This window comes from Nocardia sp. NPDC058114, from assembly GCF_042884695.1.
In the GTDB taxonomy this organism is placed as follows: Bacteria; Actinomycetota; Actinomycetes; order Mycobacteriales; family Mycobacteriaceae; genus Nocardia.
This window is the reverse complement of record NZ_JBHVTK010000002.1, coordinates 202,466-225,857: the sequence shown is the minus strand read 5'-3', so window position 1 is coordinate 225,857 and position 23,392 is coordinate 202,466. Positions and strand designations below refer to the sequence as shown.

The 23,392-nt window shown below is 67.5% G+C and carries 21 protein-coding genes; 11 read left to right on the top strand and 10 right to left on the bottom strand.

Annotated elements, in window-relative coordinates; translation table 11 throughout:
- Positions 1–47: 47 nt before the first annotated feature.
- Positions 48–2,654, bottom strand: a complete 2,607-nt coding sequence (gene rph, locus ACFVVI_RS09580) for a rifamycin-inactivating phosphotransferase (RefSeq protein ID WP_387444844.1) — start codon at positions 2,652–2,654, stop codon at positions 48–50.
- A gap of 398 nt (positions 2,655–3,052) precedes the next feature.
- Here rph and ACFVVI_RS09575 point away from each other — a divergent pair, with 398 nt between their 5' ends.
- The 3 genes from ACFVVI_RS09575 to ACFVVI_RS09565 all read left to right on the top strand — a co-directional run bounded on the left by ACFVVI_RS09575 (position 3,053) and on the right by ACFVVI_RS09565 (position 5,227).
- Positions 3,053–3,334, top strand: coding sequence for a hypothetical protein (locus ACFVVI_RS09575; RefSeq protein ID WP_378990094.1), 282 nt, complete (start codon positions 3,053–3,055; stop codon positions 3,332–3,334).
- Between the two features lie 147 nt (positions 3,335–3,481).
- On the top strand, positions 3,482–4,414 hold the full coding sequence (locus ACFVVI_RS09570; protein ID WP_387444842.1) for a fatty acid desaturase family protein: 933 nt from the start codon (positions 3,482–3,484) through the stop codon (positions 4,412–4,414).
- A 42-nt stretch (positions 4,415–4,456) separates the two neighbouring features.
- Positions 4,457–5,227, top strand: a complete 771-nt coding sequence (locus ACFVVI_RS09565; protein ID WP_387444839.1) for a hypothetical protein — start codon at positions 4,457–4,459, stop codon at positions 5,225–5,227.
- Here ACFVVI_RS09565 and ACFVVI_RS09560 read toward each other — a convergent pair.
- Entirely contained in the window at positions 5,205–6,467 is a 1,263-nt protein-coding gene (locus ACFVVI_RS09560; RefSeq protein WP_387444837.1) for a hypothetical protein, read from the bottom strand. The two genes, ACFVVI_RS09565 and ACFVVI_RS09560, sit on opposite strands and share 23 nt — an antisense overlap.
- A gap of 164 nt (positions 6,468–6,631) precedes the next feature.
- On the opposite strand from ACFVVI_RS09560, the gene ACFVVI_RS09555 reads away from it, so the two are divergent.
- Both ACFVVI_RS09555 and ilvD read left to right on the top strand, forming a co-directional pair.
- Positions 6,632–7,480, top strand: a complete 849-nt coding sequence (locus tag ACFVVI_RS09555; protein WP_387444836.1) for an acyl-CoA thioesterase domain-containing protein — start codon at positions 6,632–6,634, stop codon at positions 7,478–7,480.
- A gap of 63 nt (positions 7,481–7,543) precedes the next feature.
- Positions 7,544–9,235, top strand: a complete 1,692-nt coding sequence (ilvD, locus tag ACFVVI_RS09550; RefSeq protein ID WP_387444833.1) for a dihydroxy-acid dehydratase — start codon at positions 7,544–7,546, stop codon at positions 9,233–9,235.
- Between the two features lie 24 nt (positions 9,236–9,259).
- On the opposite strand, the gene ACFVVI_RS09545 is transcribed toward ilvD, so the two are convergent.
- Positions 9,260–10,387 carry an NADH:flavin oxidoreductase gene (locus ACFVVI_RS09545; RefSeq protein ID WP_387444831.1) on the bottom strand — a complete coding sequence of 376 codons (1,128 nt, stop codon included), beginning with the start codon at positions 10,385–10,387 and terminating at the stop codon, positions 9,260–9,262.
- Between the two features lie 114 nt (positions 10,388–10,501).
- Between ACFVVI_RS09545 and ACFVVI_RS09540 the strand changes: the two genes are divergently transcribed.
- On the top strand, positions 10,502–10,933 hold the full coding sequence (locus ACFVVI_RS09540; RefSeq protein WP_378990102.1) for a MarR family winged helix-turn-helix transcriptional regulator: 432 nt from the start codon (positions 10,502–10,504) through the stop codon (positions 10,931–10,933).
- A gap of 21 nt (positions 10,934–10,954) precedes the next feature.
- On the opposite strand, the gene ACFVVI_RS09535 is transcribed toward ACFVVI_RS09540, so the two are convergent.
- Positions 10,955–11,689 carry an ATP-binding cassette domain-containing protein gene (locus tag ACFVVI_RS09535; protein ID WP_387444827.1) on the bottom strand — a complete coding sequence of 245 codons (735 nt, stop codon included), beginning with the start codon at positions 11,687–11,689 and terminating at the stop codon, positions 10,955–10,957.
- 258 nt (positions 11,690–11,947) lie between these two features.
- On the opposite strand from ACFVVI_RS09535, the gene ACFVVI_RS09530 reads away from it, so the two are divergent.
- Positions 11,948–12,949 carry an AraC family transcriptional regulator ligand-binding domain-containing protein gene (locus tag ACFVVI_RS09530; protein WP_387444825.1) on the top strand — a complete coding sequence of 334 codons (1,002 nt, stop codon included), beginning with the start codon at positions 11,948–11,950 and terminating at the stop codon, positions 12,947–12,949.
- Here ACFVVI_RS09530 and ACFVVI_RS09525 read toward each other — a convergent pair.
- A complete protein-coding gene (locus ACFVVI_RS09525) occupies positions 12,939–13,124 on the bottom strand; it encodes a hypothetical protein (protein ID WP_378652994.1) in 186 nt (61 codons plus the stop codon). The two genes, ACFVVI_RS09530 and ACFVVI_RS09525, sit on opposite strands and share 11 nt — an antisense overlap.
- A gap of 218 nt (positions 13,125–13,342) precedes the next feature.
- Between ACFVVI_RS09525 and ACFVVI_RS09520 the strand changes: the two genes are divergently transcribed.
- Complete coding sequence (locus ACFVVI_RS09520) at positions 13,343–15,178, top strand: glycoside hydrolase family 15 protein (RefSeq protein ID WP_378990106.1); 1,836 nt, start codon at positions 13,343–13,345, stop codon at positions 15,176–15,178.
- Between the two features lie 77 nt (positions 15,179–15,255).
- Here ACFVVI_RS09520 and ACFVVI_RS09515 read toward each other — a convergent pair whose 3' ends face one another.
- Positions 15,256–15,624 carry a VOC family protein gene (locus tag ACFVVI_RS09515; RefSeq protein WP_378990107.1) on the bottom strand — a complete coding sequence of 123 codons (369 nt, stop codon included), beginning with the start codon at positions 15,622–15,624 and terminating at the stop codon, positions 15,256–15,258.
- 68 nt (positions 15,625–15,692) lie between these two features.
- Between ACFVVI_RS09515 and ACFVVI_RS09510 the strand changes: the two genes are divergently transcribed.
- Positions 15,693–16,913 (top strand): AI-2E family transporter, encoded by a 1,221-nt coding sequence (locus ACFVVI_RS09510; RefSeq protein WP_387444822.1) that lies wholly within the window; start codon positions 15,693–15,695, stop codon positions 16,911–16,913.
- A 17-nt stretch (positions 16,914–16,930) separates the two neighbouring features.
- Here the strand turns inward: ACFVVI_RS09510 and ACFVVI_RS09505 are convergent, their stop codons facing one another.
- Positions 16,931–18,190, bottom strand: a complete 1,260-nt coding sequence (locus tag ACFVVI_RS09505) for an MFS transporter (protein WP_387444820.1) — start codon at positions 18,188–18,190, stop codon at positions 16,931–16,933.
- A gap of 60 nt (positions 18,191–18,250) precedes the next feature.
- Entirely contained in the window at positions 18,251–19,243 is a 993-nt protein-coding gene (locus ACFVVI_RS09500) for a helix-turn-helix transcriptional regulator (RefSeq protein ID WP_378990113.1), read from the bottom strand.
- 63 nt (positions 19,244–19,306) lie between these two features.
- On the opposite strand from ACFVVI_RS09500, the gene ACFVVI_RS09495 reads away from it, so the two are divergent.
- The gene (locus tag ACFVVI_RS09495) at positions 19,307–20,446 is read left to right on the top strand and encodes an epoxide hydrolase family protein (RefSeq protein WP_387444818.1); all 1,140 of its coding nucleotides are present in this window, start codon (positions 19,307–19,309) and stop codon (positions 20,444–20,446) included.
- Between the two features lie 44 nt (positions 20,447–20,490).
- Complete coding sequence (locus ACFVVI_RS09490) at positions 20,491–20,898, top strand: SRPBCC family protein (RefSeq protein ID WP_387444816.1); 408 nt, start codon at positions 20,491–20,493, stop codon at positions 20,896–20,898.
- Positions 20,899–21,006: 108 nt separating this feature from the next.
- Here ACFVVI_RS09490 and ACFVVI_RS09485 read toward each other — a convergent pair whose 3' ends face one another.
- Both ACFVVI_RS09485 and ACFVVI_RS09480 read right to left on the bottom strand, forming a co-directional pair.
- Complete coding sequence (locus ACFVVI_RS09485; protein WP_387444814.1) at positions 21,007–21,843, bottom strand: helix-turn-helix domain-containing protein; 837 nt, start codon at positions 21,841–21,843, stop codon at positions 21,007–21,009.
- Between the two features lie 102 nt (positions 21,844–21,945).
- A complete protein-coding gene (locus ACFVVI_RS09480) occupies positions 21,946–23,379 on the bottom strand; it encodes an MFS transporter (RefSeq protein WP_387444812.1) in 1,434 nt (477 codons plus the stop codon).
- Positions 23,380–23,392 lie beyond the last annotated feature (13 nt).

The following is a 23,392-nucleotide window of genomic DNA, read 5'->3' as shown; positions in this document are numbered from 1 at the left end:
CACCGACCAGCGACGCCGCGACGGCGCGGGCATCGCTGCCGTCCTGGTTACGGCTCCGAGAGGATCTCGAGATATCCGTCGGTGCCGTTCACGCGGACGCGCTGCCCGTCGCGGATCAGCTCGGTGGCGTGTTCCACGCCGACGACGGCGGGGAGGCCGTATTCGCGGGCGATCACCGCGCCGTGGGTCATCAGGCCGCCCACTTCGGTCACCAGTCCCGCGATCCCGACGAACAACGGGGTCCAGCTCGGATCGGTGTAGGCGGTGACCAGGATGTCACCGGATTCCAGGTCGGCCTGCGCGATGTCGGCGATGACGCGGGCGCGACCTTCGATCGTCCCGCCCGAGACCGCCAAGCCGGGCAGTGCCCCGGCGGGCAGGTCCTCGCGCCGATACGCCCCGGCGAGCGCCTCACCGTCGGAGGTGAGCACTCGCGGCGCGGTGAGCGACCGATACGAACGGAACGCGTCCTGTCGTTCACCGACGAGGGCCCGCTCGGCCCGATGGGTGCGAACGACCTCCTGCAGCTCGTCGAATCTCAGGAAGAAGATGTCGCCGGACTCGTCCAGTACACCGGCCTGCACCAGCCGTTCGGCTTCGCGCAGCAGCGCCTGCTTGTAGACGAAGTAGCGGCTCACCATGCCGTATTTCGGGTACTCCCGATATCCGGAGAAGGTGCGCACACGCTCGATCATTCGCGCGGTCTCGGCGGCCTTGTGCTCCCCTTCGGGGAGAGCGCGCAGGCGTCGCAGAATCTGTCGTTCCGATTGTTCGGCCTCGCGCAGGCCGTCCTCGAAGCGACGTCTGCCCTCACCCGGCCCGAAGTTCTTGATATTGCCGAGGATCGTCGGCACCAGCGTGGCGGGATTCTCGCTCCAGCGCGGCCGGGTGATGTCGATTTCGCCGGTGCAGCGCATGCCGTACTTGCCGAGGAACCCCTCGATCGCGGCTCGTGCGTCATCACCGCCCAGGTGATCGGCCAGACCGTCCAGGAAATCGTCGCCCTCGATCCGCTCCAGGTACGCCACCACCGCCGGATGCGGGCGGATCGCATCGGCGACGTCCAGCAACGCCAGACCCATCTCCGATGTCACGTTGCCGGGGACCGACTGGGTGAGTGCGTCGGCGGCGTTCTTGTCGCCCAGCCATTCCCGCAACCGATCGTTGAGCCACTCCGTGGCCTCCATCGCGGCCATGATCACCTGCAAACCCTGGGGAGCGAACAGGACCCGCCGCAGCTCCTGCTGGATATCGGTCCGGATGAACTCGAGCAGCGGCGGTCCGGACAGGTCCTCGATGTCGCGCTTCATGGCCGCCAGCGATGCCTCGCTCCGCGTGATGAGCTCGGTGACGATGTCGGGATCGGTGTCGATCGGCGCGGGGGCGGTACCGAACGGCGTCGCTGGTGCGCCGGAATCCTTTTCTGGCACTTCACGAACGAAGTCACCGCGCTCGAGCACCGTGCGCAGCGCGTCCCCCATCAGCGGGTCGGACTTGCCGAGTCCCGCCGCCAAGCCGGCGCCTTTCGCGGGCACGGACACCATCGCGGTGACGTCGACGAACAACCGGCCGCCCGCGTCGCGCATCGGAGCGTTGCTCGTGAGCTGCCACACCGAGAGCCCCAACGGCTTCATCGCGTCGGTCATCATCTGCTGATGGCCCACCGACACATAGACGTGGTTCTCCCCGTCGTCGGCGTCGGGGATCGGGAACAGGCTGGTGATCGGCCTACTCTGCACGATGCGGAAATCATCTCCGTCCGCACACCATTCGATGTCCTGAGGACTGCCGAAATGCGCCTCGATGCGGCGGCCGAGCCGCGCGAGCCCCAGCACCTGCGCATCGGAGAGGACCTGCTCGTTTCGGTGTTCGCCCGCGATCTCGCGCACCTGGGTGCCGCCGGTCGGGACCGGCTCCACGCGAATCTTCTTGGTGGCGATCGCCTTGTCGGTGATGTGGTCGTCGCGAACCCGGTAGACGTCGGCATCGACCAGACCCGACACGAGCGCTTCGCCGAGACCGAAACCGGCGTCGATGGACACGACGGTCCGGTCGGACGTGAGGGGGTCGGCCGTCATCAGGATGCCGGCGGCGCGCGCGAACACCATCCGCTGCACGACCACGCCCATCTGGACCTTCTTCTGGTCGAAGCCGTTTCGCAGTCGATAGGTGACCGCTCGCTCGGTGAACAGCGAACCCCAGCACCGGCGGACATGCTCGACGATCGCCGCCGCTCCCACGACATTCAGGAAGGTGTCCTGCTGGCCGGCGAACGAGGCGCCCGGCAGATCCTCGGCCGTCGCACTGGATCGCACGGCACAGGCGTCCTCTGCTCCGAGCCGAGCATGCGCTGCGAGGATCGCCTCCACGACCGCGTCCGGCACGACCAGCTCCTCGATCATGCGCCGCAACTGCGCGCTCAGCCGGGAGATCGCGGCCCGATCACCTGGCTCGAGGCGCGACACCTCGTCGAGCCGAGCATCGAGCGTCGGCTCCCCCGCCACCGTCCGAGCGAAGGCATCGGTCGTCACGCAGAACCCGTCCGGCACCTCGACACCGTCGATCCGCGACAATTCGCCGAGGTTGGCACCCTTACCGCCGACGATCGCGACCATTGTTCGATCGATCTCGTCGAACCCGAGCACATAGGCCATTCCGCTACTCCTCACCTGGTGTTTTCGGTCTGACGCGAGCGATTATGGACCAGGATTCAGCGCCTCATGAGGGCCCGGAATCGTGTATACAGTAGAAGGGGGAAGCACCGGGAAGCGCTCGTGCGCCCGACACCGGCGGCAAATCCGTGACCACACCGGATTCCCGTCCACGACAGCCCCGATCTGCAGTGATTCGATTCGGGTTGCCACACCGCGGGGCAACCGGCCCCCGAGAGTCGGCCGCTGCCGCGTGACAGGCGCTTGCGCCATGTTGCCCATCGATTGCGGATGCCGAGATTTTCACCTCGCGCGCCGATCCGGGCAGCCTGCGACCCCGAATATGTGACAGATCAGCTAGCACGCAGCGTCCAGCCCCCGGCTTTGCCTGTGAGGACACCATGGCCACCGAAAACCCCGTCGACTTCCCGCCCACAACCGATGCGGCCGCCGAACCGGCCGCGCCGTCCTGGGCCGCGCCTGCTCTGCTCCTGTCGCTACTGATGCTCGGCCTCGACCTGGTAGCCCTGATTCCCCTCGGTGCGTGGATGCGCGACTACGGCATCGGCCTGGTCTGCACGATCTACCTGCTCCACGTCCTGGCGTCGACCGCGGTGGCCGCATGGACCGTGAGCCAGTTCCCTCTCCAGTTCGATATCGAACCGGAGCAGCAGAACACCTAGCCGTTCCGCCTCGGCCGTGCGGGTGCATCTCTGCTGAATTGTCGGCGAACACCCGGTTCGCGGTACCGTCGGGCCTGCCACGCCTGGGTGCACGGGTGGCAGGATAGGGGCGGAGTTTGCCTGATCTATCCGGAGCACCGCTGCACCATGACTCGAACTCGCACCCCGCGCCCCTCCGATGTGCCGCGCACTGCCGGCGGCGACCTGGTGAATGTGCGACTCATCGTGCTCGCGTTGACAATCGGCGGCACCCAGCTGTTCGTGATCCCGCTGGTGCTGCTCCCCGTGGATGCCGCGTGGGGTTGGGCCCTGGTGCCGCTGACGCTGACCATCACGCCGTTCTGGTCACTGATCCACGAGGCCGTACACGGGTCGCTGCTACGGAATCGGACCCGTAACGACCGGATGGGACGCATGCTGGCGGTGATGTACGGATCGCCCTTCGCGATGCTGAAAGTGGGCCACCTGCTCCACCATCGATACAGCCGGGTTCGTGAGCGCAGCGAGATCTACGACCCGGCGACGACCACTCGGCGGTCCGCCGCTCCCCCGTTCTATCTGAAACTGTTCGGCGGTTTGTACCTGCTCGAAGTGCTCGCGCTCCTGCTCGCGCCGATGCCCGAGCGAACCATTCGCGCACTGGGACGTCGAGTGGACGCACCCGATTCGGTCGGTGGTCTCGTACTCGAACGAGTCGCCCAGCCGGTGGTTCTGGGAAAGTTCCGCACCGACGCCGCCGCGATCGTCGTCATCCACACCGTCGCGTTCCTCTGCTACGGCGCGCACGGCTGGATGCTGCTCGCCGCGCTCGGCGGCCGCGCCCTCATCATCTCCCTCTCCGACAACGCCTACCACTACGGCACAGACCTCGAATCGCCCAGAGCGGCAATGAATCTGCGCCTGCCCCGCACCCTCGAGCGCTTCGCCCTCAGCTTCAATCTGCACGACGTACACCACCGCCACCCCGGCCTGCGCTGGTACGAGCTACGTTCCCGATTCGACTCCGAAGGCGCTCACTACCACCTCGGCTGGTTCCGCGCGGTTGCCCGTCAACTCCGCGGTCCGATCGAACTGACCTGATTTCGCTCGATTTCGCGGCGTCGGGTGAGGCATCGTAGATCCATGCCGCTGACGATTTCGGTTCTCGCGGACCGCCCCGACCTGTACGACGCCTTCACCGCAATGGCCGACTCCTGGCCTGAATTCATGCGCCACGACCCCGTCGGCAGCCTGTACTACTCGATGCTGGATCGGTTCGCCGACTACATCCTGGTCTGCCAGGACGAGGCCGGCGAGGTGGTGGGTCGAGCCTATTCCGTCCCGTTCCGGCTCGGTGCGGCCGACCTCCCCGACGACGGCTGGGACGGTGCGATTCGCCGCGGCATCCATACCTCGGCGACGGGCGCACAGCCCGACACGGTGTCCGCGATCGAGATCGTCGTCGAACCGAGCAGGCTGGGCACCGGGCTGAGCGCGGAAATCCTTGCCGCTCTGCGGGACAACGCCGCTCGGCTCGGATTCGCCGAGCTCGTGGCACCGGTGCGCCCCACCGGAAAAGCCGACATCGAACAGCCGATGAGTGTCTACGCCGGGCTGACGAGGGCGGATGGGCTGCCGGTCGACCCATGGCTGCGTGTACACGTCCGAGCCGGCGGCACGATCGACAAGATCGCACCGCGATCCATGGTTATTCCTGGGACGCTGGCGGAATGGCGTGCGTGGACCGGCCTGCCGTTCGACACCAGCGGGCAGGTGCTCGTACCCACAGCACTGGCCCCGGTGTCCTGTTCGGTCGAGCACGGTGTCGCGGTCTATGTGGAGCCCAATGTGTGGATCCGCCATCCGACAGCAGCGACGGGTTCGCAGCGGGTCAATGAAGGTCGAGGTTGGTGACGGTCTCGGGGCCGAGTGCGATGCGGGCGTGCCAGGTCGGTGGCTCCCACGGATCGGGAGCCACGCCCTGGTAGCGGGCCGACAGGTCCAGGTAGCGGGAGCCGCCCGCCTCGGCTGCCACGAATTCGTAGTCGTACCAGGTGAGGTCCGAGCCGGTCGGCACGTGGAGTTCGGTGCTGTCGCTGGTGCCGTCCGCGTCCTCGACCGCTTCTCTGGCCTCGAGATCGCGGACCAGAATCGGCACCGCCGCATAGAGTTCCAAGCTGGTCGCGGTGGTGAACCGGTCGGCCGGATAGCGGCCCTGCCAGCCCGACGGATCGGCGAGTACCACGTCCTGGAGCGGCTCGACGACAACACGATTCGACGACGCCGGGTCCGACGCCACTGCGCTGCACCCGGATCGACCGCGCAGGAGCGCGTTCGCCGTCACCAGGACCGAGGTGGGTTGCCCGGACCCCGGTGCCGCCCCGGTGGTCCAATGCGGTGGGGTGTCCTCGTCGTGTCCGGCCATGAGCTCGACGATCGTGGCAGCCTCGGCACCGTCGACAGTGGCGCACAGCGCTCTGCCGTAGCCGCCGACGCCCAAGGGGCGCTGCGTGAGCGGGAGGGCGAACGGCCATCTGGTCGGCTCGGGCAACGGCTCGTCGTCCGGTGAGACCGCGGGCTGGAACGCGATATCGAGGGCGGTCGGCGTGTACGGCGCACGACGCTGCACCGTGAGCTGCTCGTCATCGGGCAGTGCTCGCAAACGATCGATCACATTCCCCAACCTGCGCATCTCGCGATTGCCGGAATGCGTGCGGGAGTCGGTGTCCAGGCCGTAGACCGAGACACCCACCGGCCCATCGAAGTTCGCGTACACCACCGTCGTCGGCTGGTCCGTCGGCGGCGAGAACTCGCGGTAGTGGGCATCGTTGAAGGAGAGTTCGTCGAACCACGCGCGAACCTGCTCGATGCCGTCCTCGGTGAGCCGGGCCCAGTACACGCCGAACACACTCTCCTCGGCACCGTCGTCCACGTAGGTGAAAACCGTACCGTCGCGCCGCAATTCGAAGAAGGGAACACGTCGGCTCCCGACACGGCCGGTCTCCAGGAACCCCGCCGACTCAGCGATCGACACCAGCACATCCGCGTCACGCACGGCGGGCGGATCACTTTCGCCGCGGCCGAACACAGTGCACGCGCAGAGCAACGACACCGCGGTCAGCATCGCACCGAGAACAACCGATCGGTGAGCCATATCCGAGCCTAACGCACGCTGTGATCTTCCACGCCTGAGTAGCCGCCCCCTCCCGATGGCCGCATCATGGACAAATCGCCGACTCTCAGATCCGGGCATCTGTCAGTCGCGCGCCACCGGTGCCGCGCGTTCGGCGAGACTGCCCATGCCTGAGGAGTCCGCCGGTGAGCCATGCATTCTTTCGCGCACAATCCGATCCGATCGGTGGCGCCGAGGTACTCCATCCCGAACCCGAGGCGAGCAGCGGATGGATCGGTGGACAGCTACGCGGGATGGCTGTCGGCGCGGTCCTGGCGCGTGCGGTGGAGCGCGAGCTCATCGTTCGCGAACGGAGCGACTTGCGGCCGGTGCGGTGGACGCTCGACCTGTTCCGCCCGGTGTTCATGCGGCCCTGCACAACTCGTGTCGAAGTGATCCGCGACGGCCGCCGATTGTCGTTGTTCGATGCGACGCTGATCCAAGACGGCCGAGCCGTGGCTCGGGCCGGCGCGCTGTATCTGCGCCCCGGCCCGACACCGCACGGCATCTGCTGGTCGCCGGAGACGGCCGCGGATCCGCCGCCTGCCGACCGCGAACCCTCGCCCGATCAGGATCGCGTGTACTTCAGCGAGGAACAAGGATGGAGTCCCGATGTCCGCACCCACCACAACGCGGCCCGCACGGGGATCTGGCACCGCCCGATCGCGGTCGTGGTCGGTGAGCAACCGACGCCGTTCCAGTTCGTCGCGGGACTCGCCGATGTGACGAATGTGGTCACCAACCTCGGCAGCCACGGCCTGGAATACATCAACGCCGATGCCACGCTGACGTTGACCAGGCTTCCGGAAGGGGACGAAGCCGGGCTGGTCGGCTTGGACCGGCTGGCACAGGACGGCATCGCGCTGGGCACTGCGGCGATCTATGACCGCAAAGGCGTATTCGGTACCGCGACAGTCAGTTCCCTCGCCAACACCCGGGGCCCAGCGGACCTGAGCGCTATCGGGGCTTCGTCATCGGCCATGGCCGCGGAGTAGTTCGCACCGCCCATAGCTGCGCCGTCGTGGCGATTTCATTGCCCGGCCTCGTAGGCTTGCGCTATGGCACACGACACCGATCAGCCCGTCGACATCAAGCCACGCTCCCGCGATGTCACCGATGGACTCGAGAAGACCGCCGCTCGTGGCATGCTCCGCGCGGTCGGCATGGGTGACGAAGACTGGGTCAAACCGCAGATCGGTGTGGCCTCGAGCTGGAACGAGATCACACCGTGCAATCTGTCGCTCGACCGGCTGGCCAAGGCGGTCAAACGCGGTGTTCACGCCGGGGGCGGTTTCCCGCTCGAGTTCGGCACGATATCGGTCTCCGACGGCATCTCGATGGGCCACGAGGGGATGCATTTCTCACTCGTCAGCCGCGAGATCATCGCCGATTCCGTCGAAACCGTGATGATGGCCGAGCGCCTCGACGGTTCGGTGCTGCTCGCCGGCTGCGACAAGAGCTTGCCGGGCATGCTGATGGCCGCCGCGCGACTGGACCTGGCGAGCGTATTCCTCTACGCGGGTTCGACCCTGCCCGGCAATATCGACGGCAAGGACGTCACGATCATCGACGCGTTCGAAGCTGTCGGCGCCTGCATCAAAGGTCTGATCACCCCCGCCGAGGTCGACCGCATCGAGCGGGCGATCTGTCCTGGCGAAGGCGCGTGTGGCGGCATGTACACCGCCAACACCATGGCCTCGGCGGCCGAGGCACTCGGAATGAGCCTGCCCGGATCGGCCGCACCGCCTGCCCCGGACCGTCGCCGTGACGACTTCGCCGAGAAGTCCGGCGAGGCCGTCGTCGGATTGCTGCGCAAGGGGATCACGGCCCGCGACATCATGACGATGGAGGCGTTCGAGAACGCCATCACCGTCGTCATGGCACTCGGCGGGTCGACCAACGCCGTGCTGCACCTGCTGGCCATCGCCCGCGAGGCCGGTGTCGGCCTCACCCTCGCCGACTTCAACCGGGTCGGTGACAAGGTGCCCCACCTGGGCGATCTCAAGCCGTTCGGCCGCTATGTCATGAACGACGTCGACAGGGTCGGCGGCATCCCCGTCGTGATGAAGGCCCTGTTGGATGCCGGTCTCATGCACGGCGACGCCATGACCGTCACGGGCGCGACCATGGCCGAGAATCTCGCCCACATCGAGCTCGGCCTCGACGGCGACGTGATCCGCCGCCTCGACCGGCCGATCCACCGCACCGGCGGGCTCACCATCCTGCACGGCTCGCTCGCACCCGAGGGCGCCGTCGTGAAGAGCGCCGGTTTCGACTCCGATGTCTTCCGCGGCACGGCCCGGGTGTTCGACGGAGAACGCGGCGCAATGAACGCACTCGAGGACGGCACGATCGTGGCCGGTGATGTCGTCGTCATCCGCAACGAGGGGCCCAAGGGTGGACCCGGCATGCGCGAGATGCTCGCCATCACCGGCGCGATCAAGGGCGCCGGCCTCGGCAAGGACGTTCTGCTGCTCACCGACGGCCGGTTCTCCGGCGGCACCACCGGATTGTGCGTGGGGCATGTCGCCCCCGAAGCGGTGGACGGCGGCCCGATCGCCTTCGTCCGCGACGGCGACCCGATCGTGCTCGATGTCGCCAACCGCATCCTCGACGTCGAGATCGACGAGAACGAACTCGCCGCCCGTAAGGTCGGCTGGGAACCGCTGCCGCCCAGGTACACCTCGGGGGTGCTGTCGAAGTACCGCAAGCTCGTCAGCTCGGCCGCACACGGCGCCGTCACCGGCTGACGGCGCCGCCTCGGCGAGAATCGCTCAGCTCAGCGTCTTCAGCGCCGTCCCGTCGTAGGGCTTCACCTCGTCGATCCGCCCCGCCAGGACCTTGGCGGCCCATTCCGGGTCCTGGAGAAGGGCTCGACCGACGGCGACCATGTCGAATTCGTCGCGCTCCATGCGATCGAGGAGGTTGTCGAGACTGCCGAGCTCGGCACCCTGGCCCGAGAACGCACGGAGAAAATCACCGTCGAGGCCGACCGATCCGACGGTGATGGTGGGCTTGCCGGTGAGCTTCTTGGTCCAACCCGCCAGGTTCAGCTCCGAGTCGTCGAACTCCGGGAGCCAGTAGCGGCGGGTGGAGGCGTGGAAAGCGTCCACACCGGCCGCGGCGAGCGGAGCCAGGATCGCCTCCAGCTCCTGCGGCGTCTCGGCCAGGCGGGCGTCGTAGGCCTCCTGCTTCCACTGCGAGTAGCGGAAGATCACCGGGAACTCGGGCGAGACGACCGCGCGGACGGCGGCCACGATCTCGGCCGCGAACCTCGTGCGGGCCACCGCGTCACCGCCGTACACATCGTCGCGGCGGTTCGTGCGCTCCCAGAGGAACTGATCGAGCAGATAGCCGTGCGCACCGTGCAGTTCGACGCCGTCGAAACCGATGCGCTCGGCCGCCGCGGCGGCCTCGGCGAAGGCGCCGATGACGTCGTCCAGGTCACGCTGGGTCATCGCCTTGCCGGTGCCCTCGGTGCCGTCGACGCGAATGCCGGAGGGACCGACGGCGGGCGCGTCGACATAGGGCTGCTCGCCCTGATTGCGCACCATGCCGATATGCCACAGCTGCGGCACGATCGTGCCGCCCGCCGCGTGGACGTCCTCGGCGACCTTCGCCCACCCCGCCAACTGCTCCTCACCGTGGAACCGCGGCACACTGTCGCTCTGCCCGGCCGACTGATGGCCGACGTAGGTTCCCTCGGTGACGATCAGACCGACACCCGCGGCGGCGCGGCGGGCGTAATAGGACCGAACATCGTCACCGGGAACGCCGCCGGGCGAGAACATCCGCGTCATCGGCGCCATCACGATGCGGTTCGGGACAGTCAGGCCGTTCAGTGTGACGGGCCGCGACAGGATCTCCGCCGTGCGGGAGGCCTCGGACTGGGTGACGATCACTGGATACTCCTCAGAGGTACTTGACAAAGTCGAAGGTTGAGAACTTCAAGCAATGCCCCCACGCTAGAGGCAGATATTTGAGATAGTCAAGTTTCTGCGGATAAGCTGACTCTCATGGAAGAAGCTGCGCGCGTCGATACGGCCCAGCTCATGGAGCTGCTCTCGGTGGCGCTCGGCGTCTATTACGGGGACTTCACCGCGGCGGCGGCGAGCGAGAACCTCACGGCGAGTCAGGGCAAAACGCTGACGGTGCTGCGCCGAGGGCCTGTTGCGATGCGCGCCCTGGCCGAGACCCTGTCCTGCGACGCGTCCAATGTCACCGGGATCATCAACCGGCTGGAGAAGCGCGACCTCGTGCGCCGCGAGGCCAGTGCGTCCGACCGGCGCGTTACCCACCTCGTCATCACGCCCGAGGGCGAGCGTGTCACCGATACGATCCGTGCGAAGATGCAGTCGACACAAGACGGCCTGAAGAAGCTCAGTGACCGAGATCGAGATTGCCTGTTCGCCCTGCTGGAGCGTGTTTTCGTGACCGGCGCCGACTGAGCTGCCGATCGCGGCGCCGCGTCAGAAGGACGACCTAAGCAGGGTCCGCACGAAGGTGTCGGTCGACTTTCCGAGCTCTGCGGTCGTTCCCGCGGCGAGGACCCGGCCCGCGTGCAGGATCACCATTCGGTCGGCGACGCGGCCGTGAGTCAGCATCTGCACCTCGTTGCTGACCACGAGTACCGCCGCACCGGAGTCGGCGTAATCGCGCAATGATCGCCACACCCCGTACGCCGTCGCCCGGTCGAGAGAATTGGTCGGTCCGTCCGCGATGAGGACGCGCGGAGCCGGCAGCAACGCGGCGGCGAGCGCGGCGCGCTGGATCTGACCTCCCGAATGCTGATGTGGGAGAAGGTCCGAGGCCTCGGCCGGATACTGTGCGGCGGCGCACGCTCGCTCGACACTCCACGCTCGATGGCGCCGCTCCAACGCCCGCAATTGGACGCCTACCGTTTTGCCCGAGTCGAATGCCGTCACACCTTCTTGCGGCACATAGCCCACGACGCCCTCACGCAAGGCCGCCCATTGCTGACCGTCGACAGCCACACCGTCGACCAAGACCTGGCCCCGAGACTGCGCGGCGGCGGGCAATCGTCCCGCGAGAGCCGAAGCGGCCATGGACTTTCCGGCGCCGGGCCCACCGAGCACAGCGGTGATCTGACCGGCAGGCACCACCAGATCGACCTCCGTGAGCACGGTTTCGCTCCACCGCGCGGTGTCGACACGGACGGTCAGGCAGCACAGTTCCACGGTCACAACTCACCATGGCACGCTCGAGTACCGAGCATCCACCGTTCGCCGGATGCGATCGGAGCCCATCGCATGACCGCCGCCATGATTGCCGACCAGAATCGTGATTGCTTTCGCGACCTGCGCGGAACTGGTAGAACCGGATCAAACACGAGGTGCCGATCGCGAAGCGCCGAGACGTTCGCCGACAGACTCTCCCTATCGGTCGACGCCCGCGGCTGACGTAAACGTTCGCAGATCGGCGCGCTGCCACGAGGAGATGTCATGGCTACCGACCAGAGCTTGCTGCACCGTTTCGTCATTTCCCAGCTCGGCGCAGCCGGGCTCGATCGTGCGCAGCTGATCCGGGACACCGGGGTCCCGGATTGGACGATGACCGGCCACGACGTGCATCTACCCAGTGCGACGTTCTCCCGGCTGTGGGAGGTCGGCGAACATCGTCTCGGCCCGGACGTCGCGCTGCAGGTGGCCCAGCGCTACGAGTTGTCCAGCCTCGGGCTGTACGACTATCTGTTCGCGTCCGCGCCGACGCTGGGAGCCGGGCTGGCCACCTGCGGTCCCTACATCACCGCGGTCACCACCAATCACCGCTTCGACCTGGTCACCGAGACCGAGGACGAGTCCACCCTGTACCTCGAGATGCTCGACGGCGAAGGCCGTGGCAGGGACCACACCCAGCTGTGGGGTCTGTCGGCCGTCCTGAGCCGCGCGCGCCGGGTCGTCGACGATCCGCTGAACCCGGTGCGTGTCTCACTGCGTCAGGCCGCTCCCTCGCACGTGGACCGCTTTCGTGCCGTCTTCGGCTCCGCCACACTGGAATTCGACGCACCGGTCGACTCGATGACTTTCCGCTCCGCGGACCTGAATCTTCCCCTGACCACCGCTGATCCCGTCCTGGCAGCGGTTCTGGAACCGCTGGCCGCCGCCCTGGCGCCACCGCCGACCCTTGCCTCGGCCTGGCCCGCACGAGTGGCCGACGCGGTGGACGAGGCCATCGACGGCGGGGCGGTCTCGCTCGACAGTGTCGCCCAGATCCTCAACATCAGCCCTCGCACGTTGCAGCGGCGGCTGGCCGAATCCGGCACCACCTGGCGGGCCGAACTGGACCGGGCCCGCAGCGCGAGGTTGTCGCGAGCGGCGTCCGGAGGCTCGCTCAGCGGCACCAAACAGGCGGAACTGCTCGGCTACTCCGACGCGGGCTCGCTGCGCCGGGCTGCCCGGCGCTGGGAAACGGGCTCACCTCCGGTTCGCAACGTCACGTCCTGAGGTAGGTCGAGGCGATCTGCCAGAACGTTTCCCGCTCCAGCAAGCGGAAGTCCCACCCGTCGATGAGATCGCGGAACGTGGCGACGATACCGGCTACGTCGAAGTCATCGCGGGTCGCGGTTCCTTTCGACTCCAGCGCGGAAATCACGTAGACAGTGGCACTCTCCCTTGTCACCGCACACTCCCATCGTTCACTCACCGACCATCCGAACGTAAGTGTCGAATTACCTCGCGGCCACGACAAGAACAGAACGCGCCAATCTCGTGCCGAACACGCCAACCTCAGCTCCGAGGCGCGGGATTCACCCGTTCCGGATGAGGCCGACGCCGCCGTTCGCTGGTTGGCTGAAGCTCGCCGACCGCGCGAACGGCGGTCCGAGGCGAGGAGTGTTCGTGAACTCGTACCCGCCGATCGACGAGCACGGCATCGTCGGTGATCTGCAGACAGCGGCGCTGGTATCGGCCGCCGGAACGATCGACTGGTGGTGCGCGCCACGGTTCGATTCACCGAGTGTGTTCGCGTCGCTGCTCGACAGCGAGAAGGGCGGACATTGCTCGCTCGCCGTCGACACCACCAACCCGGTGACCGTCCGGCAGCTGTACCTGCCCGACACCGCCATTCTGTTGACGCGGTTCTCCGGACCCGACGGCGTGGGCGAGGTCGCCGACTTCATGGAGCCGATTCGCGGCACCGAACCGGCCGACCGGCACAGATTGGTGCGATTCGCGCGGGTGGTGCGGGGAAGCTTCACGTTCACTCTCGCCTGCCGCCCCCGGTTCGACTATGCCCGCGCCACCCACACCCTCGACCGAGTCGATGAACGCACCGCCGTCTTCCGTTCCGGCATCGCCGATCTGCACCTGCAATCCACCGACCCGATCGCGCTGCACCCCGACGGCGCCGACATCACCGCGCGATTCACCTTGTCCGCCGGTGAGCGAGCCGCGGTCGTGCTGACCACCGCTCCCGCGGGCGCGGACTTCTCGTCGGCACCGATGTGGGCAACGATCGCCCACGAGTTCGACCAGTGCCGTCGCTTCTGGCAGACCTGGTTGCGCTCGTCCACCTACCGCGGGCGCTGGCGGGACATGGTCAATCGGTCCGCGATCACCCTCAAACTGCTCACCTACGCCCCGACCGGCGCGCCGATCGCCGCGGCCACCATGGGATTGCCCGAACAAATCGGCGGCGAACGCAATTGGGACTACCGCTACACCTGGATCCGCGACGCCTCGCTGTCGGTGCGGGCGCTGAGCGACCTCGGCTTCACCGAGGAGCCCTATGCGTTCCGTCGCTGGCTGCGCGACCGGGTCGACGCGGGCGGCACCGCCTCCGGCGAACCCTTGCAGATCATGTACCGCGTCGACGGCGACCCACGCCTGGACGAAATAACGCTGCCCCACCTGGAGGGATACCAGGGTTCGGCGCCGGTCCGGGTCGGCAACGGCGCAGCTGACCAGATCCAGCTCGACATCTACGGCGAGGCAGCGGACGCGCTGGCGCAGGGGACCGATATGGCCGCCATCGCCGGTTGGCGGACATTCAGCCGCCTTGTCGACTGGCTCGCGAACAACTGGGATCGCCCCGACGAGGGCATCTGGGAAACCCGCGGCGGCCGCCAGGAATTCACCTACAGCCGCCTGATGACCTGGGTGGCCTTCGACCGCAGCATCCGCATGGCGAACGCGCAAGCCAGGCCCGCCGACGTGGTCCGCTGGACCGCCGAACGCGACGCGGTCTTCCGGCAGATCATCGACCGCGGCTGGAGCGAGAAACGCCAAGCGTTCGTGCAACACTTCGCCACCGACGTCCTGGACGCCTCGCTGCTGCTCATGCCCCGGATGAGATTCCTGTCCCCCACCGACCCGATGTGGCTGAGCACCCTCGACGCCATGGACAAGGAACTCGTCAGCGACAGCCTGGTCTACCGATACGACCCCGAGGCGTCACCGGATGGCCTGCTCGGCACCGAAGGCACCTTCAACCTGTGCAGCTTTCTCTATGTCGAGGCCCTCGCCCGGACCGGCCGCTTGCAACAGGCCCGCTACGCGTTCGAGAAGATGCTCACCTACGCCAACCACGTCGGGCTGTTCGCCGAGGAGATCGGTCCCTCGGGTGAGCAGCTGGGCAACTTCCCGCAGGCCTTCACCCACCTGGCCCTGATCGCCGCTGCCATCGCGCTCGACGAAGAACTCGATCGCGCCGAGGCCGAGCCCGCGCCGGACTGATCAGCTCACCCACGATGCGAACACGTCAGACAGCGCAGGATGCACTTCATGCCATTGTGCACAGCATGCCACTTCGCTCAGCTCTCGGCGGCGACGACGCAGAACTCGTTGCCGTGCGGGTCCTGCAGCACGGTCCAGGCGAAACCGGGCAGCGAGTGTTCGCCGTGGACCGTGGCTCCCAGCGCCGTCAGCCGGGCGACCTCGGCCGCGCGAGCCGTGGTCTGGAAATCGATGTGCACCCGGTTCTTGGTCACCTTGGTTTCAGGAACCAGCTGGAACGCGAGATAACGCCCCTCCCCGAAACCGACGCCGGGCGGGGTGATCATGATGTAGTCCCCGGAGTCGACGAGGACCGTGTAACCGAGGGCGGAGCTCCAGAACTCGGCCAGTTCGGCGGGATCGTTGCTGTCGATGGTGATGCCGCCGACAGTGATGGTTTCCGACATGGACGAAACGCTAGGCCGTGGCACCGACAAGTTCCGATGGACGCGGCGCACGTGCCAGACTGGGCGACGTGAGCGGGCCGGTGAAGAAAACCAGTGGGGCGCAACCGAACGACAAGCCTTCGCGTGAACGCGGGGACGTGATCGGTGGCGGGATCCTGTGGCTGGCCAAATGGGCGCTGTGCATCGTGGCGATCGCGGCGGGCGCATGGGTACTCGGCACGATCACCGCCCGGCTCTGGGTGGTGATCCTGCCCGTGGCGCTGGCGGTCGTGGTGACCACGATCCTGTGGCCACTGACCCGCTGGCTGATCCGGCGCAAACTGCCACCCGCGCTCGCCGCGTCGATCACGCTACTCGGGTTCGTCGCACTGCTGGCCGGGGTCGTCGCCTCGATCGTGCCCTCGGTGGCCGATCAAGCACCGCAGCTCGCCGACAAGGCCACCGACGGGGTCAACCAGGTACGCGGCTGGATCCAGGGACCACCGCTGCGCATCCGCGACGAGCAACTCGATTCCGCGGTCGAGGCGATCATCGGACGACTCCAGTCCAGCGGCGCACAGATCGCCAACGGTGTGTTCACCGGCGTGTCCACCGCGACATCGCTACTGATCACCCTGTTCCTGGTCCTGGTGCTGGTGTTCTTCTTCCTGAAGGACGGGCCGCGTTTTCTGCCCTGGATGCATCAGGTGTTCGGCAACCGCAGCGGCCGCCACGTCGAAGCCGTTTTGGAGCGGGTGTGGGCGACTCTGGGTGGCTTCATCCGGACCCAGGCGATCGTCAGCATGGTCGACGCCGTCCTCATCGGCGCGTCGCTGTTCATCCTCGATGTGCCACTGGCGTTGGTGCTGTCGGTGATCACCTTCATCGGCGGATTCATCCCGATGGTCGGCGCGTTCGTCGCCGGTGCGCTCGCCGTCCTCGTCGCGCTGGTCGGCAACGGGCTCACCACGGCATTGATCGTGCTCGGCATCGTCATCGCGGTGCAGCAGCTGGAAGGCAATGTGCTGCAACCGGTCCTGCAAAGCCGCAGCATGGAACTCCACGCCGTCATCGTGTTGCTCGCGGTCACCGCGGGCGGCTCGCTCTACGGCATCACCGGGGCCTTCCTCGCCGTGCCCGTCGTGGCGATGATCGCGGTGATCATCCGCTACATCGGCGAGCAGATCGACATAGCCACCGGAGCACAACCAGCAGTCGACGCGCCAGATGCCGACGAAGCCGAGACCGACGAAGCCGCGGTGGCCTCGCCGGCATCCGGCTCCGGAGCAGCGCCCGACCCCAGCACCTAGCCCCGCGCGCATCCGGCTCAGCGTCCGCCCGAAATCTCCGCACGATCGCGGCCGTCCTCGCCTGCTCCGACACCGAACGAATCCGCGCCGATGCGCGACCGATCGGCCAGGGCGACCACGCCCGCCGCTGCCGTGGCGGTCGCGGCGGCAGCGACCGAACCAACCCAGCCGAACCAGCCGATCGCCGCCGCGCCGAACGCCGTGCCGAGGCTTCCTCCCACAAAGTAGACGGACATGTAGGCGCTGTTGAAGCGAGCCGGCGCGGAGGAATCGATGGCCAGCACCGCACTCTGATTGGCGACTTGCGCGGCGAACAGTCCGGCGTCGAAAAGGCCGAGGCAGATCAGCGTCACCACGGTGTTCGACAGCGCGACGGACAAGACCGCGACCGAGCTCAGAGCGAGCGCGAGCCCGACCAGGATCACCTTCCGATGGCCGACACGATCGGTCCAGCTGCCGGCGATTCTGGTGGCGAAGACGCCGGCCAGCCCGGCGCAGGCATACAGGCCGATCCGTTCGGGGGTATACGAGTACGGCGGCTGCGACAGCGCCACCGCGAGCCCAGCCCACACCGCACAGAACGCGAAGAACCACAGCGCGCCTCGCGCTGCCGCCCAGCGCAACGCGGCGAAGCGGGCGAACAGGCCGGGCATCCCCCGCACCGTATCCAGATATCCGGTAGCTGCCCGCCCACGCACCGCGGGCAGCACCACATACGACACTGCCGCCACCACGACACAGGGCACCACGAACACCAGCAGCATTGCGCGCCAACCGATCATCTCGGTGAGCCAGCCACCGACGATGCGCCCGGCGAGGATTCCGGCCGAAATGCCCGCGGTGACGATCCCCAGAACCGTGGCCTGCCGTTGGGGGGCCGCGAACCGCCCTGCCACCGAACTCAACTGAGCTCCGACCGCCGACCCCGCGCCGACCACACCGATGACGATCCCCAAGGTCAACGGCGAACGGGCCGCCGCCCCGGCGACCGAAGCCAGCGCCAGCGCCGCGAACTGCGCCGCCACCACGGTGCGGGGCGCGAACCGGTCCACCAGCGGCACCAGCAACACCAACCCCGCCAGATAGCCGATCGGGCCGCAGGCCAACGCGGTGCCGATCGCCGCCGCGGAGGTGTCCAGCGATCCGGCGACCTCGGCGACGGCCGGTTGCAGCAGGTACACACTCGCGGTCGCCAGCGCGGCGGCCAGCGCCATGAACCACACCACCGGCGCGCGCAACGCAATGGTCGAAATCTCCGGAATCCGTTCGCTGTCCATGGCACCGACGATAGGAATCGCGCCGCTTCGGATCCGGCGGAAAACGGACGGCACCGTCGGTCAGCGCGATGCGCTGTGCCCGGAACCCCGCGGGTCGTCGCATGGTGTGATGGCCGCGGTGACTCGGTCAGCCAGCGCGCGCAGGTGCTGGATCAGTTCGGGCGGTTCGTGTACGTGGAATCCGAAGCCGAAAAGCCCGGTGTAGACCGCTATTTCGTCGAGCGAGTTCGAGCCGGTGCGCAGCAGGCAGTGCCCTTCGTCGATCGCTTCGATGACTCCGACAGTCGGCGGGATGCGATCCGCCGCCACGGCCGCCGACACCTCCAGCGTGATGCGGGCCTGATAGCGGTAGGCGGAGGTGCTGACACCGCGCGATACCCACCCGCCCAGGTCGACTTCGGGCGCCTCGCGTGGGGTGAAGCGTGGCCCGGTGGGGATTCGCGGGCGGAGTCGGTCGACACGGTAGGTGCGCCAGTCCTGCTTCTCGACGTCCCAGCCGACCAGGTACCAGCGCCGCCCGGTGTGCACGAGTCGATGGGGCTCGGCTGTTCGCCGGACCTCGGCGCCGTCGTGGGTGCGGTAGTCGAACCGGAGCCGTTCGTGGTCTCGGATCGCGGCGGCGATCGCGGTCAGTACCTCGGGGTCGACCGTTGCGGTTCCGGCGGGCACGGTGACGGTCGCGGCGTGCAACGCCGAGACCCGGTGTCGCAGCCGTGACGGCAGGATCTGCTCCAGTTTCGCCAGCGCTCGTAGCGAACTCTCCTCGATGCCGGTGACCGATCCGCCCGCGGCCGTGCGCAGTCCGAGGACAACGGCGACCGCCTCGTCGTCGTTCAGCAGCAGCGGTGGCAGCTTGGTGCCCGCGCCCAACCGGTATCCGGCGGTGCCGGCCACCGCGTGCACCGGGTAGCCGAGGGTGCGCAGCTTGTCGATGTCGCGACGGACCGTGCGAGCGTCGACCTCGAGGCGTTCGGCCAGATCGGCGCCGGTCCACACCCGGGGCGTTTGCAGCAACGACAGGAGTTCGAGGAGGCGAGCCGAAGTTTCCAACACAGTTCGCATTCTTCCGCACTGCTAGGGCAGAACCTGTCCTAACTGTCTCGTAGCTTGGTTTTCATGAGCGAAGCAATCACTCCCTTCCGCATCGACGTCGCGCAGTCCCAGCTCGACGATCTCCATCGACGTCTGGACGACACCCGCTGGCCCGACGGTGTGACCGGAGTCGGCTGGGCGCAGGGTATTCCGCTCGACTACACCCAGGAACTGGTGCGGTACTGGCGCACCACCTACGACTGGCGAGCGCAGGAGGCGCGCCTCAACGCGTTCCCGCAGTTCCGCACCGAGATCGACGGTCACGCCGTGCATTTCCTCCATGTCCGGTCGGCCGAACCCGATGCGATGCCGTTGATCCTCACCCATGGATGGCCCGGATCGATCGTGGAGTTCCTCGACGTGATCGGGCCGCTGACCGATCCGGTCGCGCACGGCGGCCGGGCCGAGGACGCGTTCGACGTGGTAGTGCCGACGATTCCCGGCTTCGGGTTGTCCGGTCCCGCGATCGGCTGGTCGACCAGCCGGGCCGCGCGAGCCTGGGCCGAGCTGATGCGCCGACTCGGCTACGAGCGCTACGCCGCCCACGGCGAGGACACCGGTGCTGCCATCTCGCGCGAACTGGCGGTGCTCGATCCCGACCACCTCGTGGCGTTGCACGTGACCATGATCGCCTCGGCCACCGTCACTCCCGAGACGGCCGACCTCGACAACCCGGCCGAGAAGCGGGCCCTCCAGCTGGCTCAGCGCGCCCAGTACGAACTCGGCGCGTACGCGATGCTGCAGGCCACCCGCCCGCAGACACTGTCCTACGCGCTCACCGATTCCCCTGTGGGGCAACTGGCTTGGATCGTCGAGCGCTTCAAGGACTGGACCGATTCGACCGATGTCCCCGAGGACGCCGTCGACCGTGACACGATGCTCACCAACGTCATGATCTATTGGCTCAACGGCACCGCTGGTTCCTCGGCGCGCTATTACTACGAGGGCGCCGCGACGTGGGGCCGGCCCGAGCCCGCGACCGAGGTGCCGGTCGCGGTGGCCGTGTTGCCGAACGACCTCGGTGTCCCCGTCCGTCGCATCGCCGAACGCAACCACACCATCGTGCGCTGGACCGAATTCGATCGCGGCGGCCACTTCGCGGCCATGGAGGAACCCGACCTGATCATCGACGACCTGCGCGCCAGCTTCCGCGACTTCCGTTGACAACGCCTCCTCACAGACACCCACGACAGAAAGCGACACAGAGCATGGCCACCGTGCACAAAGAGATCCTCATCGACGCCGACCCCGCACAGGTGTGGGCGGTCATCAGCGACTTCACCGAAGGCCCCGTCCGGATGGCCCCGGGATTCGTCACCGACAGCCGACTCGTCGAGCCCGGGGTCAGGACCGCCACTTTCGCCGACGGAACAGTCGTTCGCGAGCGCCTCATCGCCCTCGACGAGCAATCACGCCGAATCGCCTACTCCGTCATCGGCGACACCATGCGGCCCACCCACGACAACGCGTCGATGCAGGTCTTCCCCCACCGTGACGGCCACAGCCGATTCGTCTGGATCCACGACGTCCAACCCGACGACCTCGCCGTCCCGATGGGCGCGGCAATGGAACACGGCCTGACCATCTTCAAGCAGACGATGGAGACCAGCCGCTAGTGCCCCGCGCCGTGCACCGAGAGGCTCCAGTCGGGTCGGGGTGGCGCTGCGTGGACCGAACGCGCTACCCGTGCGGTGGCGTCGATGATCACAAGCTCTCGGTGGCGGTCAACGCAGGCCGGGAATCACTTTCGCTGCCGCGATCACCGCGGCCAGGTAACGGTCGCGTTCGGCCCTGGTCACCGCGGCCCGCATCGGGCCGACGATCAGCTCCGCCAGCACATCCCCGCCGGAGCCGAAGACGGGCGCCGACACGTAACTGATCGGCAGTGCCACATCGGTGTCGAGTTCGGCAGGACGATAAGCCGTGCCGCTGATCTCCCCGAGCAGCGCGAGCACCCGTTCGCGCAGCGTTCGGCTGACCGGATCGTGGGCGAGATGGTCGACGACGTCGGCGAGGACATCGAGGGTGGCGACGCTGCGGGAGTCGACCCCCCAGACCGCGGCGCCGACGACGCGGATGTCGCCCAGAAGCCGCTCGAACTTCACGCGATCTTGCGGCTCGGCCGCCGCCAGCCACGGTTGCCGGATCAGGTCGGCGGAATGAGCCACGATCGTCGCCGCGGCGGGTGGGATGAGCGGCAATCTGGTGCCGACCGAGATTCCGGCGGGAATTCGTCCACGGTTCTCGACGACGGCGCTGAACAGGATTTCGGCGCCGTCGACAACAACCAGTGCGACACCACAATCCACGTCCTGCGCCAGGCCCTGCAGGGCGGCGTGCAACGACGAGTCCTCGGCGAGCTTGCTTCGTTCTCGCTCGGCGGTCCGCAGGAACGCGGGACCCAACTCATAGGTCAGATCACCGCGGCGAGTCACCCACCCGCGCGCCCGCAGCGCGGAGAGCACATTGCCGACCGTCGACCGGCTCAGCGCGAGGCAATCGGCGATCTGCGCCGAGGTCTGCGGTTCAGCCGCGTCGGCGAGAAGTTCCAGCACGGACACGACGCGCTGTGTGGGCGGTGATGCATCGACAGGCTCCACATTGTCGCCCACCGCGCCTCCTCCCCTCCGCCCTGGAGTACCTATTCGCACACCACGATACAACTATTCGGTTTCTCGAGTGTGATTGCGCAGCATCGTCGCGATCAGCACCGCAGCGAGCCCGACCAGCGCGGCGGCGATCGTCAGGGCATAGGAGAACGCTTGGGTCGCGGCCTGCCGAGCGTCGATCGAGCCGGCCGAGGAGTCACCGCGACGCGTGGCGAGCGTCACCAGGATCGCCAAACCCAGTGCGCCGCCGAGTTGCTGGACAGAGCTGAGGACGGCGGAGCCGATTCCGGCGTTGTCCTCGGTGGTGCCGGTGAGTGCGGTGACCGCCAACGCGGGCAGGCTCATCCCGCAGCCGATGCTGGTGACGAGCAGGGCGGGCAGCACCCCCGAGGCGTAGCTGTCGTGGCCGTCGATGCCCGACATCAGCACCAGGCCCACCGCGCTGACAAGGAGTCCGGTCACCAGCCCAGCACGCTCACCGAGCCGGTTCACCGCCCGCGACGACACCCACATCCCGGCCAGAATCCCCGCTCCGAAAGGCAGATACGCCAGACCCGCGATGAAAGGTCCGTAGCCGAGAACGGTCTGGAGGTGCAGCATCAGCAGGAAGGCCATCGCGTAGAAGGCGGCGGAGAACAGCAGGGTCGCCCCATTGGCCACCGCTCGTGGCCGAAAAGCCAGGAACGACAACGGAACCAGCGGTTCGTCGGTGCGCCGCTCCACGATCACGAACACCACCGCCAGCAGGACCGCAGCGATCATCGCCATCGTGGAACCGCGTTCGCCCCAACCGGTTTCGGACGCGCGCAGCAAGCCGTAGACCAGTAGCACCGGTGCGCCGGTGATGAGGGCCGCTCCCACGACATCGACCCGTGTGCGTGGTCCACTCCGGCTCTCCGCGACCCACCGTGGCAGCAGCACCGAGGCCACGACAACGACCGGGACGTTGATCAGGAAAATCCACCGCCACGAAGCGAACCCCGTCAGAGCCCCGGAGATCACCAGCCCGGATGTGGCGCCCACCGCGGCCGTCGCGCCCCAGATGCCGATCGCCTTGGCGCGTTCGCCCGCGCCCGGATAGAGCAGAGTGAGCAGCGCGAGCGCGGCCGGGCTCGCCATCGCCGCACCTGTGCCCTGGATGAATCGCCCCGCCACCAACTGCCACGGTTCCTGCGCGAGCGCGCACAACACGCTCGCCACGCCGAAAAGGGCTACGCCGCTGAGGAACACCCGGCGCCGACCCAGGAGATCGGCCACTCGGCCGAACAGCAACAGGAACCCGCCGAAGGCGAGGATGTAGCCGTTCACCACCCACGCGAGACCCGCGGTGGTGAATCCGAGGTCGTCGCGCACGGTGGGCAGCGCGACACTGACCACGTTGTCGTCCAGATTCAGCATGAACTGGACCAGGCAGAGCACGATCAGCACCGCGCGGCGCCGAGCCTCGTCTGCGCCCGAGCCGGATTCCGCTGTAGAGATCGAAGTCATGCATCGACGGTAG

What these genes read in the sequence shown, in the direction of transcription:
- rph (WP_387444844.1), bottom strand. Translation starts at nt 2,654, where the DNA reads ATGGCCTATGTGCTCGGGTTCGACGAGATCGATCGAACAATGGTCGCG.
- ACFVVI_RS09575 (WP_378990094.1), top strand. Translation starts at nt 3,053, where the DNA reads ATGGCCACCGAAAACCCCGTCGACTTCCCGCCCACAACCGATGCGGCC.
- ACFVVI_RS09570 (WP_387444842.1), top strand. Translation starts at nt 3,482, where the DNA reads ATGACTCGAACTCGCACCCCGCGCCCCTCCGATGTGCCGCGCACTGCC.
- ACFVVI_RS09565 (WP_387444839.1), top strand. Translation starts at nt 4,457, where the DNA reads ATGCCGCTGACGATTTCGGTTCTCGCGGACCGCCCCGACCTGTACGAC.
- ACFVVI_RS09560 (WP_387444837.1), bottom strand. Translation starts at nt 6,467, where the DNA reads ATGGCTCACCGATCGGTTGTTCTCGGTGCGATGCTGACCGCGGTGTCG.
- ilvD (WP_387444833.1), top strand. Translation starts at nt 7,544, where the DNA reads ATGGCACACGACACCGATCAGCCCGTCGACATCAAGCCACGCTCCCGC.
- ACFVVI_RS09540 (WP_378990102.1), top strand. Translation starts at nt 10,502, where the DNA reads ATGGAAGAAGCTGCGCGCGTCGATACGGCCCAGCTCATGGAGCTGCTC.
- ACFVVI_RS09530 (WP_387444825.1), top strand. Translation starts at nt 11,948, where the DNA reads ATGGCTACCGACCAGAGCTTGCTGCACCGTTTCGTCATTTCCCAGCTC.
- ACFVVI_RS09515 (WP_378990107.1), bottom strand. Translation starts at nt 15,624, where the DNA reads ATGTCGGAAACCATCACTGTCGGCGGCATCACCATCGACAGCAACGAT.
- ACFVVI_RS09505 (WP_387444820.1), bottom strand. Translation starts at nt 18,190, where the DNA reads ATGGACAGCGAACGGATTCCGGAGATTTCGACCATTGCGTTGCGCGCG.
- ACFVVI_RS09495 (WP_387444818.1), top strand. Translation starts at nt 19,307, where the DNA reads ATGAGCGAAGCAATCACTCCCTTCCGCATCGACGTCGCGCAGTCCCAG.
- ACFVVI_RS09490 (WP_387444816.1), top strand. Translation starts at nt 20,491, where the DNA reads ATGGCCACCGTGCACAAAGAGATCCTCATCGACGCCGACCCCGCACAG.
- ACFVVI_RS09480 (WP_387444812.1), bottom strand. Translation starts at nt 23,379, where the DNA reads ATGACTTCGATCTCTACAGCGGAATCCGGCTCGGGCGCAGACGAGGCT.